The sequence below is a fragment of the Streptomyces sp. NPDC059373 genome, from assembly GCF_042751495.1.
GTDB lineage: Bacteria > Actinomycetota > Actinomycetes > Streptomycetales > Streptomycetaceae > Actinacidiphila.
The window spans coordinates 40259-53753 of sequence record NZ_JBHYXC010000032.1 but is presented as its reverse complement, the minus strand read 5'-3'; the positions used below and the strand labels follow the sequence as shown (position 1 = coordinate 53753).

Annotated in this window: 10 protein-coding genes; 5 read left to right on the top strand and 5 right to left on the bottom strand. The window is 73.5% G+C overall.

All coding sequences use genetic code 11. The annotated features are described in order from the left end of the window. Nucleotides 1–19: 19 nt before the first annotated feature. From ACFXJ5_RS31285 to ACFXJ5_RS31270, 4 genes are all read right to left on the bottom strand, one after another. On the bottom strand, nucleotides 20–4738 hold the full coding sequence (locus ACFXJ5_RS31285; protein ID WP_384638478.1) for a hypothetical protein: 4719 nt from the start codon (nucleotides 4736–4738) through the stop codon (nucleotides 20–22). A 68-nt stretch (nucleotides 4739–4806) separates the two neighbouring features. Then, on the bottom strand, nucleotides 4807–5652 hold the full coding sequence (locus tag ACFXJ5_RS31280) for a hypothetical protein (RefSeq protein ID WP_384638544.1): 846 nt from the start codon (nucleotides 5650–5652) through the stop codon (nucleotides 4807–4809). A gap of 38 nt (nucleotides 5653–5690) precedes the next feature. Beyond that, entirely contained in the window at nucleotides 5691–7331 is a 1641-nt protein-coding gene (locus tag ACFXJ5_RS31275) for a hypothetical protein (protein ID WP_384638475.1), read from the bottom strand. 57 nt (nucleotides 7332–7388) lie between these two features. After that, entirely contained in the window at nucleotides 7389–8084 is a 696-nt protein-coding gene (locus tag ACFXJ5_RS31270; RefSeq protein WP_384638472.1) for a GntR family transcriptional regulator, read from the bottom strand. Nucleotides 8085–8241: 157 nt separating this feature from the next. On the opposite strand from ACFXJ5_RS31270, the gene ACFXJ5_RS31265 reads away from it, so the two are divergent. The 5 genes from ACFXJ5_RS31265 to ACFXJ5_RS31245 all read left to right on the top strand — a co-directional run bounded on the left by ACFXJ5_RS31265 (nucleotide 8242) and on the right by ACFXJ5_RS31245 (nucleotide 12844). Beyond that, entirely contained in the window at nucleotides 8242–9525 is a 1284-nt protein-coding gene (locus tag ACFXJ5_RS31265; RefSeq protein ID WP_384638470.1) for an MFS transporter, read from the top strand. Continuing rightward, the gene (locus ACFXJ5_RS31260; protein WP_384638468.1) at nucleotides 9522–10301 is read left to right on the top strand and encodes a putative hydro-lyase; all 780 of its coding nucleotides are present in this window, start codon (nucleotides 9522–9524) and stop codon (nucleotides 10299–10301) included. Before ACFXJ5_RS31265 ends, ACFXJ5_RS31260 begins: the two co-directional genes overlap by 4 nt. 277 nt (nucleotides 10302–10578) lie before the next feature. Next, a complete protein-coding gene (locus tag ACFXJ5_RS31255) occupies nucleotides 10579–11349 on the top strand; it encodes a LamB/YcsF family protein (protein WP_384638466.1) in 771 nt (256 codons plus the stop codon). After that, nucleotides 11346–11978, top strand: coding sequence for an allophanate hydrolase subunit 1 (locus ACFXJ5_RS31250; protein WP_384638463.1), 633 nt, complete (start codon nucleotides 11346–11348; stop codon nucleotides 11976–11978). The genes ACFXJ5_RS31255 and ACFXJ5_RS31250 overlap by 4 nt, the downstream gene beginning before the upstream one ends. Next, on the top strand, nucleotides 11975–12844 hold the full coding sequence (locus tag ACFXJ5_RS31245) for a biotin-dependent carboxyltransferase family protein (protein WP_384638460.1): 870 nt from the start codon (nucleotides 11975–11977) through the stop codon (nucleotides 12842–12844). The genes ACFXJ5_RS31250 and ACFXJ5_RS31245 overlap by 4 nt, the downstream gene beginning before the upstream one ends. Here ACFXJ5_RS31245 and ACFXJ5_RS31240 read toward each other — a convergent pair. Continuing rightward, on the bottom strand, nucleotides 12841–13494 hold the full coding sequence (locus ACFXJ5_RS31240; RefSeq protein WP_384638457.1) for a TMEM175 family protein: 654 nt from the start codon (nucleotides 13492–13494) through the stop codon (nucleotides 12841–12843). The genes ACFXJ5_RS31245 and ACFXJ5_RS31240 overlap by 4 nt on opposite strands. Nucleotide 13495: the final 1 nt, after the last annotated feature.

Sequence of the window (13495 nt, the reverse complement as noted above, 5' to 3'; positions counted from 1 at the left end):
GTCCTCACCTTCTTCCGCGTTATGCCGGTTGTTCGGCGGGCCTCTTGAACATCCGCGTGGCGGTGATCTCGCCGTGCACCGGCTCGCTCTCCGGGTCCTGCGAGGGCAGCCCCGGCCGCAGGTGCTCCTCGACGCTGATGTACTTCAGGCCGGCCCTCAGGTCGGCGTCATTGCGGAGCCGTACGACCAGCGGGAATTCGGCCAGCGCGGTCGTGTCGAACAGGCCTGTCGTGTAGATCAGCTGGACGCCCAGCGCGTCGGCCACCGCCCGTTGCAGCTCCAGCAGGTACGTGGCGTTGGCCCGGCCGATCGGATTGTCCAGGAACAGCGTGCCCGCGTGGCGGTGCCGGTCGCGGCCCCGGTCGTTGCTGCGGAGGGCCGCCATGGTGCAGTACAGCGCGATGGCGGCGGTGAGCAGCTGGCCGCCGGAGAACACGTCGCCCATCTGCCCGACGGGGACGCGCTCGGCGCGCAGCACGGCGTCCGGCTTGAGGATCTCCACCACGATGCCCTTGGGGCGCAGGGCCGCCGAGACGCCGCTCAACAGCAGGGACATGCCGTCGCGGCGCAGGTCGGAGTTCTTGCGGACGGCCGCTCGGGTCGCCTCGTCGATGACCTCGCCGAGGCGTTCGGTGAGCGTCGCGTGGTCCGGGTCCTCGAAGCGGATCCGCAGGAACTCCTGTCCCGACCATTCGCCGAGGCCCTCCGGCAGGCGGGACAGCCGCTGGGCGGCACGCAGCGTCGCGAGCGAGGACTCGACCAGGCCGCGCAGCCGGGCGACGATACTGTCGCGGTTGCGTTCCAGCTGCTCCAGCTCGTCGGTCAGGACGCGCAGGCGGGGTGCGAAGGCCGCCGCCCAGGCGGCCGCGTGCTCGGGCAGTGCGGCGGCGGGCAGTTCGCGGATCTGCTGCCGGGCCGGGGTCTTCACCTGCTCGTAGCGGGCCGCGTTGGCGTGCCGTACGAGGATGTCCGAGGCCTCGCGCAGCTGCGACTCGGCGGAGGAGAGGTCGGCGGCGCAACCGCGCAGGCCGCGGCGGGCCTCGGCGGCGGCTGTGCGAGCCTCGTCCAGCGAGCCGGCGTAGGGCTCGGGTTCCTGCTCGTCGTCCTTTTCTGCGCCCTGCTGTGCCGCCGTACCCGTCCCGTCCCGGAGCAGGTCGCGCAGCAGGGCGGCCAGCTCGTCGAAGCCGCCCGCCGCGTCCTCGGCGGCGCGGTGGGCGCGCACCAGTCCGGCGTGCTCGGCGCGGGCCTGGTCCAAGGCGTCGGTACGGGCGGCGAGTTCGGTGTTGGCGCCGCGCAGCAACTCCTGGGCGTGGTCGGCGTCGCGGGGGACGAGGTCGTCGGGCAGGTCGGTGTGGGACTCGCCGGTCGCGGGGGCGTGGCGCTCGGCCTCGCCGCGCAGCCGGCCGAGCTGCTCGCTGGCGGTGGAGGCGCGGGACTCGATGGTCTGGACGAGCTGTTCGGCCCGGGCGGCGGCGGCCTGGCGGGAGGGACCGTCGGCGCCGTCCGGGCCCTCCAGGAGCTGGGCGGCACGGGTGCGGACCTTGTTGCTGAGGCGTTCCAGCTCGGTCAGGGCCGAGTTCTCCGTGCTTTCGGCGCGAGCCTGTTCGGCGCGCAGGTCGGCGCCGACCCCGACCTTCTCGTACAACTGCGAGGCCGCCCGGTAGGCCTCGCGCAGGGCGGGCAGGGCGGCGGTGAGGGGTGCGGCATCGTCCTCGGCGACCTCGTCCGGGGCCCCGGCGATCTCGGAGCGCTCGGCGCGCAGGACCCGGGCGGTGCGGCGGGCGTCGTCGGCGGCACGCTGGGCGGCGCGGCGGTCCTCGTCGGCCGCGCGGGCCATGGCCAGGCACGTCTCGGCGCGGGTCTCGGCCTCCGCCGCGTCCTCGGCCAGCTCGCGCATCCGGCGCTGCCAGTTGGTGCGTTCGCGCAGCCGGAAGGCCAGGCCGGCGAGCGCGTCGGCGGCCCGGCGGGCCTGCTGGGCGCTCTCCTGCCGTGCGTCGCGGACCTTCGCTGCCTCGGCGGCCGTCTCCTCCGCCTCGGCGCGGGCGGCGCGGGCGGCGGTCAGCTCCTCGCGAGCGGTACGGGCGGTGTCGCGGGCGGCTTCCACGGCTTCGGCCAGCTCGGTGAGCCGGCCGCGCGGGCAGCCCGTGCGCCAGGAGGTGAGGCGGGCGGCGAGGGTGCGGTCGTGCGTGAGGCGTGCCGCCAGCGTGCGGATCTCCTCTTCACGGGCGGTGGCCCGGGCACGCAGGGCCTGTCGTTCGCCGTCGGCCGCCTGCTCGTCGTGCATGGCCGGGTTCGGCGGTACGAGGAAGACGTCCCGCTCTTCCCCGCTCGCGGCGGGCGGCGGGGCGAGCAGCGCCGCCGCGGTGCCGACCGCCACGGTGGACCGGGGCAGCAGCGCCGCCTGGGCGAGGACGTCGCGGGCCCGGGCGTGGGTGCCCGGGTCGGTGACCACGACGCCGTCCACCAACTCGGGGCGGGCGGCCAGCACGGCGGCGTGGTCGGCGGCCGGCACGGCCTGGGCGAGGTAACGCCAGCCGGGCAGGGCCGGGATGCCGTGCTCGCCGAGGTACTCGACGGTGGCGAGGACGTCGGGGCCGGGCGGGAGCAGTCCACCGTCGCCGAGCGCGCCGAGGATGCGGGCGTCGTCGGCGGCGGCCGTACGCAGCTCGAACAGCTGGCGCTCCGCTGAGCCGACGGTGCCGTCCAGCAGCTCCTGCAAGGGCTCCGCGAAGGCGTCGAGTTCGGCGGGGCTGAGGGAAGCTGCGGCGTCCGGCTTGTCCGGCACTGCCGGACTGCGCCGTCGGGCTGCGGTGGGCTGCGCAGGGATGGGGCTGTGCGGCGAACTCGGCTGCCCCGGCGCCGTGTCGACCGCGCCCCCGCCACGCTCACCGTCCGTCGGCAGGCTCAGGAGTTCCGCCAGCCGCGGCTCCGCGGCCAGCGACTCGGCGACGCGGGTCTCGGCTTCGTACGCGGCTTCGGCGGCGGCCAGGGCGTCGGAGGCGCGGGCGGCGGCGAGTTCGGCGCGGGCGTCCTCGGCGGCGGCCTCGCGGGCGTGGTCGGCGGCGCGGCGGGCGGCTTCGCGGGCTTCCTCGGCGGCGGCGGTGGCGGCGCGCTCGGCGTCGGAGGCTTCGAGGGCGGCGCGGGCCGGGTCGGCGTCGGGGGCGGTGTCGTCGAGCCATCCGGCCCGTACGGCCTCGGCCGTCTCCTGCTCGACCTCGGCGAGCCGCTGGCCGAGGTGGCCGGCCTCGCTGCGGGCGCGCTGGGCCCCGGTGGCGGCGGCCGTGGCGTCGCGGTGCGCCGCCTCGCCGGCCGCCTGGAGCCCGGCGGACCGCTCCTCCTCGGCGTCGGCCTGCGCGTCGGCGGTGTCGGCGGCGGCGTGCAGGGCGCGTACGAGGTCGCCGGCCGCCTTCGTCCGGGCGGCCAGCGCCGGGGCGGCGTCCCGCTCGGCCTCGCGGATGGCGCTGGTGACCCTGGCCAGCCGGTCGGCGGCGGCACGGTGCCGCAGGACGGTCTCGGCGGCCTGCCAGGCGGAGTGCAGGGTGCGGGCGTCGCCCAGCTCCCGCTTCAGGCCGGCGGCGCCCTTGTCGGCGGCGGCCAGGGCCAGCGAGGCGTGGCGGTAGGCGAGTTCGGCGGCGACCAGGGCGCCCCGGCTGCGGGCCTGCTCCGCGTCGGTGACGGCGTGGGCGGCGGTCGCCATGCGCTGGGCGAGTTCGGTGGCGCGGCCCCGCTCCTCCTTGCCCCGGGCGGACAGCCGGCGGGCCAGGCCACGGGTGCGGCGCTCGGACTGGGTGTGCACACCGCGCGCCTGCTCGCGGACGGCGGTGGCGTCCACGATGCGCTGGAGCAGTTCGAGAGAGCCCGCCGTGAAGTCGCGTTCGGCGGTGAGTTCGGAGCGGCGGCCGAGCTTCCCGGCGAAGCCGTGGACAAGGTCGGCCAGGCCGTCCGTGTCACGGGTGTCAGTGACCGCGCGCAGCAGCAGGTCGGTGAAGTCGGAGTCCTTCTTGACCGCGAAGAGGCCGGCCGCCTCGCCCTCGTCTGCGTTCATCTCCCGCTGGTAGCGGAAGAGTTCGGGGTCGAGGCCGAGCTCGCCGAGGTGCTCGTTCCAGCGGTCGTGGATCTCCTCCCAGACCACGTCCAGGTGCTGGTAGAACTTCCCGGCCTCGGTGATCGCGTCGCGAAAGCCCTTCATCGTACGGCGGCGGCCCTTGGCACCGGAGGCGCCTTCGACGGCCGGCCGTACGGCGGTGGACTCGGCGACCGGGAGGGAGTCCAGGCTCAGTCCGGGGCCGGGCCGGAAGGAGTACCAGGCCTCGGCGAACTTGCGCGGGTCGGACGAGACCTGGCGGCCGCGCCACTCGCTGACCTTGCCGACGACGACCAGCTCGCCGGTGACGGTGTGCTGCCACTCCAGGGCGACGTGCCCGCAGTCCTCGGCCAGCAGGAACTTGCGCAGGACGCCGGAGCTGGCGCCGCCGAGGGTGTTGCGGTGGCCGGGCAGCATGACCGAGAAGATCAGCTTGAGGAGAACGGACTTGCCGCCGCCGTTCTCCAGGAAGAGCACGCCCGCCGGGGCCGGCCGGCGCGGCGGCCCGGTCGGTTCGTCCTCGAAGAACTCGGCCTGGGCGGGCGCCGGCTGCGGCACCGGCTCGCCCACCCCGCGCAGGTCCAGGACGGTGTCGGCGTAGCGCGCACCGGCAGGCCCGATGGAGTAGAGGCGGACCCGGGACAGCTCGTACATGGCGGCAGGGGCTTTCGGTTGCGTTCGGGATGCTCAGGATTTCAGGGGCGTCAGAAGTGTCAGGGGCGTCAGGAGTGGAAGGGCAGGCCGGCGTCGGCGGCGAGGTCGAGTGCCTCGGCGTCGTCCGGCGGCAGGAGCGTCGCGCTACCGTCGGTCACCGGCACTATGCCGAGTTCGAGGAGCTCGGCCATCGCGGCGCTGCCCGCCATGTCGCGGACCTGCAACTGGTAGCGGGCGGTGGTGCGGTACGTGCCTCCGGCCTCGTCGCCGGTGCGCTGGAGGAAACCGGACTCCACGAGGAAGGCGACGGCCTTGCCGATGATGCCGGTCGTCGACCCGGCGAGGCGGCGGGCGTCCTTGGTCGCGCCGGTGGCGCTGCGTCGCATGTAGACCCGCCAGGCGGCTTCCAGGCCGGGGGCCTCGGTGGCCGGGTCGGTGTTCTCCCCGTTGGCGTCCGCGGTCTCCTGCAGGCGGCGGCAGGCCTGGCGTACGAAGGTGTCGATGCCGTTGACCGTGATCCGGCCGACGTAGCCGTCGTCGGCCAGGTCCTCGGGGCGGGGGAAGGCCATGGCGGCGGTGGCAAGGTGGGCCAGGCCGTGCAGGAAGCGGTCGGCGGCGTCGGAGGCGGCGCGGCGTGAGTAGTCGCCCATGCGGACGGCGAAGACGGAGTCCTCGGCGGCGGCCACGGCCATGCCGGCCCGGGGGGACACCTCGAGGACGACCAGGCCGAGGCCTGCGGCGACGGCGTCGGCGAGGCGGGCGAAGGGCGGGTCCTCGCGGTGGCGGCGGATGAGGTCGGCGTATTCGGCGTCGCGGGCGGGGAGCAGCTTCGGTTGGAGGCCGAAGGAGACGAGCCGCGCGGCGTCCGCGGCGTCGGCCGGGGTGACGGTGCCGCCTTGTGCGGCCGACGGCATGTCCGGCTGCGCCGGGGCTTCCGCTTCGCGGTAGTCGGTCACGGACGCTGCTCCTCGGTCGGTGTCGTGCGGGCGGTGGTGGGCTGGGCCAGCGGGACTCCCCCACCCCGCCCCTTCCCGAAACCGGGGGCTCTGCCCCCGGACCCTCCCCCAGCCTGACGGCTGGGAGGGGCCGCCAAGTCCTCAGATGCCGGACGGGCTGAATGGTCCAGCCGCGCCGTCCCCACGATCAGGTCCGCGCCGCCGAATTCCGGGTCGTCCAGCTCCGTCCCGTCGTCGACGGCGAACAGCAGCCGTTGCTCGCCCTGGCGGTAGGCGGTGCCGACCGGGGGGCTGGCGGCGTGGACGGCCAGCAGGGCTACCAGGTAGGGCAGTTCGGGGTCGGTGCGGCGGGCCTCGGCGAGCAGGCCGGAGAGGCGGCGGGGGGCGTCGTGGGGAAGGTCGAGCAGAGCGAGGGCCGAGTCGAGTTGTTCGTCGGAGAAGCGGGAGTCGTCGGGGGTGGCGACGAGGTCGGGTTCGGGCATTTCGGCGCCGAGGTGTTCGCGTTCGACGGGCGGGGTGAGGAGGCCGTCGACGAGGTCGGTGATGCGGACGGACGCGGGCGTACGCAGCCCCGTGCCGCGCGCGAAGAAGGCATCGGTCACACGGATGGCGTGCTCGACCGGGAGGGGGAGGACGGGGGCGACGAGCTGGCCGTAGAGGTCGAGGCCTGCGCGGGAGGCCGGGGCGGCGAAGGCCTGGCGGTCCTGTTCGGCGCGGAAGAGGGGGCCGGCTTCCAACAGGCGTGACTGGAGCTGGGTGTGGCGGCGGATGCAGTCCTTGACGATGTCGACGAGCTCGGCGGCGCGGCGCTTGTGCTCAGGGTCCTCGGCCTCGTCCCTCGCCTTGCGGATGTTGGTCAGGATCGCGTTCTCGTGCCGGTAGCGGTCGGCGACGTGGTCGAGGGCCTCGGCGATCATGTCGGGCACCGTACGCAGCCAGTCGACCGCCCGTACGTTGCGCCGGGTGGCCTCCAGGGTGCGGCGGAGGATCTCGGCGTACTGGACGGTGCGGTAGCGGGCCTGCTCGGCGGCGAGCTGGGCGTCGGCGAGGCGGCCGCGGTTGATGAGGACCTCGAGCTTGACCTCGGCGGCGATCTGGGCGCTGGTGACGTCGGTGTCGAGAGCGCCGACCAGGACGTTGACGGCTTCGTCGGTCGTACGCAGGTAGATGCTGCCGCCGGGACCGGCGACCTCCTCGATGAGCTTGAAGTCGTAGTCCCGCCTGACGTACGCGCCGTCCGGCCCGAAGGTGCCGTAGACGGCGCGGAAGCCGCGGTCGACGCTGCCGACGTTGATCAGGTTCTCCAGGACCCAGCGGGCGACGCGTTCGTGCTCGGCGGTGTCGCGGCGGGGGGCCTGGGCGGCGACCCGCGGGAGGAGGCGCTGGATTATCTGGTCGTGGTCGGCGCCGGTGTCGAAGTCCATGTTGAGCGTGACCAGGTCGATGGCGGCCAGGGCGACCTCCGCCATCGCGTACACCCCGTACTCGCCCGCGAGGTTGGCCTTGCGCGCGTCGAGGTCGTGCAACGGCGCGGTGCAGGCCAGGGCCTTGAGCCGGCGGGCCAGACCCTCGTCGGCGGCCGGCCCCGGGGCGAGGCGTGCAGCACTGCTGTGCTGGTGGGGGACGGTAACGGTCACGACGCACAGGTTATGCGGTCGCACCGACAACGGCCCAAACGGCGCGTACCGGCCTGGTCAGCCGAGCCTGGCGGCATAGCCGAGGACGAGCTGGCGCTGCGAGTCGTCCAGGTAGGCGGCGAGGACCCGCTCGGCGCCGCGCGCGTCGCCGGCCTGCAGGGTGCGCAGTATCTGCCCGTTCCGGCCGACGTAGGGCTCGTGGAAGGCCCGGGGGTCGTCCATGACGTGGAAGACCAGGCGAAGTTCGGCCAGAATGCCGCGCATCAGCTCGTCCGTGCGCGGGCTCCCGGCCAGGGCGACGATCCCCTGGTGGAAGCCGATGTTCGCGGTGCCCACGTCCCGCCAGCGGTTCTCCTCGACGGCCTTGCGGCCCTCTTCCACCGCCTGTTCCAGGGCGGCCAGCGGGTAGGGGGGCTGCCCGAGGGAGCGCAGGGCGGCGCCCTCGATCAGCCGGCGGACGCGGTAGATGTCCTCCAGGTCCTCGACCTCCAGGATGCGTACGAAGACGCCCCGGTTGAGCTCGTGGACCAGCAGCCGTTCGTGGGTGAGCAGCCGGAATGCCTCGCGCAGGGTGTTGCGCGAGACGTTGAGCGCCCCGCCGATGGTGTCCTCGGAGAGCCGGGTGCCGGGCGGGAAGAGCCCCTCGGCGATGCGGTCGCGCAGCACGCGGGCGGTCCATTCCGCGACACTGGTGCGCTCCTGACGGGCGCTGTCTTCCTTGAGCTTGTCGAGCACGTCCTCTTGGTCGCCCACTGCTTCCTTCTTCTCGCCGCTGTGCGTTGTCCGAAAGTCAATCGCAGAAACGAGAACGAAACAACACGGGTATTGCAGGATCGTTCAACAATCCCCTACTTTGAAGCTCGCATCGCCCCGTCCCCAGAGCCGCACCCTCCATCGCTGCGAGGTGCCCATGAGTACGCCCCCCGTCACCAGCACCACTCCCGACGACACCCACGAGGACTCCGGAGCCTTCACCTGGTTCCACGACCTCGGCCCGCGCGGCCGACGCGCCTTCGCCGGCGCGTTCGGCGGTTATGCCCTGGATTCGTACGACTTCTTCACGCTGCCGCTCAGCATGGTCGCGATCGCGGCGTACTTCGGACTGACCACCGGCCAGACCGGGCTGCTCACCACCGTCACCCTGGTCGTCTCCGCCGTCGTCGGCGGTGCGATCGCCGGTGTGCTGGCCGACCGCATCGGCCGGGTCAGGGCGCTGATGATCACCGTCGTCACGTACGCCGTCTTCACCGTGCTGTGCGGCTTCGCGCCGACCTACGACTCGCTGCTGGTGCTGCGCGGCCTCCAGGGCCTGGGCTTCGGCGGCGAGTGGGCGGTCGGGGCGATCCTGGTCGCCGAGTACGCCTCCGCCAAGCACCGGGGCCGCACGCTGGCCTTCATCCAGAGCTCCTGGGCGGTGGGTTGGGCGCTCGCGGTGATCGTCAACACCGTCGTCTTCCAGCTGGTCGGGCCGGGCACGGCCTGGAGGGTGATGTTCTGGACCGGCGCGCTGCCCGCGCTGCTCGTGCTGTACGTACGCAAGAACGTCAAGGACGCCCCCGAGGCCGCCGCCAAACGGCTCACCAGCCCGGCCAAGGGCTCCTTCACCGAGATCTTCAAGCCGGGGCTCGGCAAGACCACGTTCTTCGCCTCGCTGCTGGCCACCGGCGTGCAGGGCGGCTACTACACGCTCGCCACCTGGCTCCCCGCCTACCTCAAGACCGAGCGCGGCCTGACGGTGGTCGGCACCGGCGGCTACCTCACCACCCTCATCTCGGGCGCCTTCACCGGCTATCTGACCGGCGGCTTCCTCACCGACCGCCTGGGCCGCAAGAAGACCATCGCCCTGTTCGCGGTCCTGGCGGCCGCCTGCATCCTCGCGTACACACATCTGCCGTCCGGTGCGAACGGCCTGCTGCTGGTGCTGAGTTTCCCGCTCGGCTTCTCCATGTCGGCCATCTTCAGCGGCTTCGGGTCCTTCCTGAGCGAGCTCTACCCGACCCCGGTACGCGGCGCCGGGCAGGGCTTCACCTACAACGTCGGCCGAGGCGTCGGCGCCTTCTTCCCCACCCTGGTCGGCTTCCTGGCCGGCAGCTGGGGCGTCGGCGGCGCGCTGGTGTTCGGCGCCATCGGCTACGCCATCGCCGTCATCGCCCTGTTGGGGCTCCCCGAGACGCGCGGCAAGGAGCTGCTGTGACCGCCTTCACCCCCTCCCAGGCCCGCGAGCGCTTCCGGGCAGGCCTCTCCGTCCCCACGGCCGGCTGGGCCCCGGGCCACACCCAGGCCAACCTCATCACCGTCCCGGCGGACTGGGCCGACGAGGTGTTGCTCTTCTGCCGGCGCAACCCCAAGCCCTGTCCCGTACTCGACCTCACCGACCCCGGCTCCTGGACCACCCCCCTGGCCCCCGGCGCGGACCTGCGCACCGACTTCCCGCGCTACCGCGTCTGGGAGAACGGCGCACTCATCGACGAGCCCACCGACGCGACCGGCCACTGGCGGGACGACCTCGTCTCCTTCCTCATCGGATGCAGCTTCACCTTCGAGAGCGCCCTTGCCGACGCCGGAGTCCCGATACGCCACACCCAACAGGGCCGCAACGTCCCCATGTACGTGACGAACCGTCAATGCCGCCCCGCCGGACGCCTCAGCGGTCCCCTCGTCGTCTCCATGCGCCCCGTCCCCCCCGAACTGGTCGCCACCGCCCGCAGCGTCAGCGGCACCATGCCCGACGTCCACGGCAGCCCCATCCACACCGGCGACCCCTCCGCCCTCGGCATCCGCACCCTCACCCACCCCGACTTCGGCGACCCCGTCCACCCCGAACCCGGCGACGTCCCCATGTTCTGGGCCTGCGGCGTCACCCTCCAGGCCGCCGTGATGAGTTCGCGACCCCCCTTCGCCATCACCCACGCCCCGGGGTACATGCTGGTCACGGACGTACGCGACGAGGAGTACCGCGTGGCGGGGTGATCACGACCATACGGCCGACGGCCGCCACGGCACCTGCGGTGCCCACGGGGCGAGTGAGCCGAAGCGGAGCGGTCGCTGTCGAAAAGGAGAACGCGCGCAGTTCGCGAGGAACGAGCGAGCGAGCACGATCGACTGTCGACAGTGACTGAGCGCAGCGGAGGCGAACCGAGCCCACAAAAAAGGGAGAAAGCGGTAACCGTCCGGCACACCGAGCCCCGGCCGCAGTTGCCGCCAAACGCCCCCCACAAATCAGAGCAAAGCAAGGAGCACGACCACCATGACCCAGGCCCTGATCGACCTCAACGCCGATCTCGGCGAGGGCTTCGGCCGCTGGCGGCTGACCGACGACGAAGCGCTGCTGTCGGTCGTGACCAGCGCCAACGTCGCCTGCGGCTTCCACGCCGGGGACGCGGCCACCATGCGCCGCGTCTGCGACCTGGCGGCCGAGAAGGGCGTGGAGATCGGCGCCCAGGTCTCCTACCGGGACCTGGCGGGCTTCGGCCGGCGGTCGATGGACGTGCCGCCCGATGAACTCACCGCCGAAGTCGCCTACCAGATAGGCGCCCTGGAGGTTTTCGCCCGGGCCGCCGGGGCCCGGGTGTCGTACGTCAAACCGCACGGCGCGCTCTACAACCGCACCGTGCACGACGAGGAGCAGGCCGCCGCCGTGGTCGACGGCGTGCTCCTCGCGGGCGCGGGCGCGGACCTGCCCGTCCTCGGGCTGCCCGGATCCCGGCTGCTGGAGGCCGCCGGGAAGGCCGGACTGCCCGTCGTGGCCGAGGCGTTCGCCGACCGCGCCTACACCGCCGTCGGCACGCTGGTGCCCAGGCGGGAGCAGGGCGCGGTGGTCACCGATCCGGACGCCGTGGTCCAGCGGTCCGTGGGCATCGCCGGCACCGGCTCGGTCGTCGCGCACGACGGCCGGCGGATCGCCGTACAGGCCAGGTCGCTCTGCCTGCACGGCGACACCCCCGGGGCCGCCGAACTCGCCCGCCGGGTCCGGTCCGCCCTGGAGGCGGCGGGCGTACGGGTGGAGAGCTTCGCATGAGGCCGCTGCCGGTGGGCGAGGACGCGCTGCTGATCGAGTGCGGCTCAGGGGCGGAAGCCGAGGCACTCCACGCCGAGTTGCTGCGGCGGCGCACCGCAGGGACGCTTCCCGCCGTCCGCGAGATCGTGCCGGCGGCCCGGACCGTACTCATCCGCGGACTCGACGACCCGGGCCGCTTCGCCGCACGACTCACGGAGTGGAAGGTGCCGCCGCCCACGGCCACCCTTCTGGACACCGTCGAGATCCCCGTACGGTACGACGGGCCCGATCTCGCCGAGGTGGCGGACCTGTGGGGCGCGGGGTCCGTCGAAGAGGTGGCGCGCATCCATTCGGCGGCCCGATTCCGGGTCGCGTTCTGCGGATTCGCCCCCGGCTTCGGCTATCTGACCGGGCTGCCGGAGCGGTATTCCGTGCCGCGAAGGGCCACCCCCAGGACCGCTGTCCCGGCGGGCTCGGTCGGCCTGGCGGGACCGTACACCGGCGTCTATCCGCGCTCCTCCCCCGGCGGCTGGCAGTTGATCGGCACCACGGATGCCGTGCTCTGGGATCCGGCGCGGGAGCCCGCGGCGCTGCTCGCGCCGGGGACGCCGGTGCGGTTCGTGTCCATCACGGCGGAGGGGGTGCGGTGACGGACCGGGCTTTCGTGGTCGTACGGGCGGGTGCCCTGACCACGGTGCAGGATCTCGGGCGGCCCGGGCATGCGCACTTGGGTGTGCCCGGCTCCGGGGCGCTCGACCTGCCCGCGAGCCGACTGGCCAATCGGCTGGTCGGCAACGGCGTGGAGGCCGCGGTCCTGGAGACGACGCTCAACGGCTGTGCGGTGCGGCTGCGTTGCGCCGCCACGGTCGCCGTCACGGGCGCGCCGTGCCCCGTCACGGTCGACGGCCGGCCGGTGGCCTGGGGTGCCCCGGTGGCCGTGGCCGCAGGGGCGGTGGTCGAGGCGGGGGCGGTGGTGCGCGGGGTGCGCAGCTACCTCGCCTTCGGTGGCGGGGTCGCCGTCGAACCGGTGCTGGGCAGCCGTTCCACCGACCTGCTCTCCGGGCTTGGCCCGGCGCCCCTCACGGACGGCGCAGTGCTGCCGCTGGGCGAGGTGGCCGGGCCGCCTTCTCCGGTCGACGTCGCGCCGGCCCCCGGCCCGCCGGACGAGCTGGTCCTGCGCGTTCTGCTCGGGCCACGGGACGACTGGTTCACCCCGGCCGCGCTGCGCACGCTTGCCATCGGCGCCTACCGGGTGGCCTCCGCCGGCAACCGCATCGGCCTCCGTACGGAAGGCCCGCCCCTGAGCCGCGCCCGGAACGACGAACTCCCCAGCGAGGGCATGGTCCTGGGCGCCGTCCAGGCCCCCCCGGACGGGCGGCCCGTCGTCTTCCTCGCCGACCATCCGACGACCGGGGGCTACCCCGTGATCGGCGTCGTGCGTGGCCGCGACCTCGCGGCGGCAGCCCAGGCCGCACCGGGGACGCCGGTGCGGTTCGTGCCGGTGCGCCGCCGTTAGGCCAGGTCCGGCTGGTCGGTTCCGGCCCGCTCGACGGAGTCGGCCGACCTGGTCCGGCGCGCGATGACGTACTGAAGAGGAGCGCTCAGGATCCACCAGTACTCCGCCACTCCGGGCGAGATCAGCGTCATCGGCACCGAAGTGGTGAAGACCGCCGCGGTCGCCGCCGCCTGGCGAATCGACAGCAGGATCCGGTCGCGGGACACATGGGGACGGCACAGCGCCGGATGCCGCAGGAGGTGGGCGGACATCATCGCGATCAGCAGAACGGACAAGGCGATCGTCCCGGCGTACACCGACGTCGCGACCGCACTGCTCTGGTATCCGCTGATGAGCTTGGTCGGGAACGGCAGGGCGGCGATGACGGCGAGCAGAGCGAGGTCCAGGCGGAGCAGCCAGCGGTCCATCTCCGCGACCATGCTGAAGAGGCGGTGGTGGGAGATCCACAGCACACCGATGACAACGAAGCTGAGGAGGTAACCGCCAACCGTCGGAAGCGCCTCACGGAGGGCGTGGCCGAGTTCCGACGAGGCGAGTCCCTCCGGAACCTTCATGTCCAGGGCGAGCAGCGTGATGGCGATGGCTATGACCGCGTCCGCGAACGCCTGCATGCGCTCGACGTCGATCCCGTGGTTGTAGGTAGATCTCACG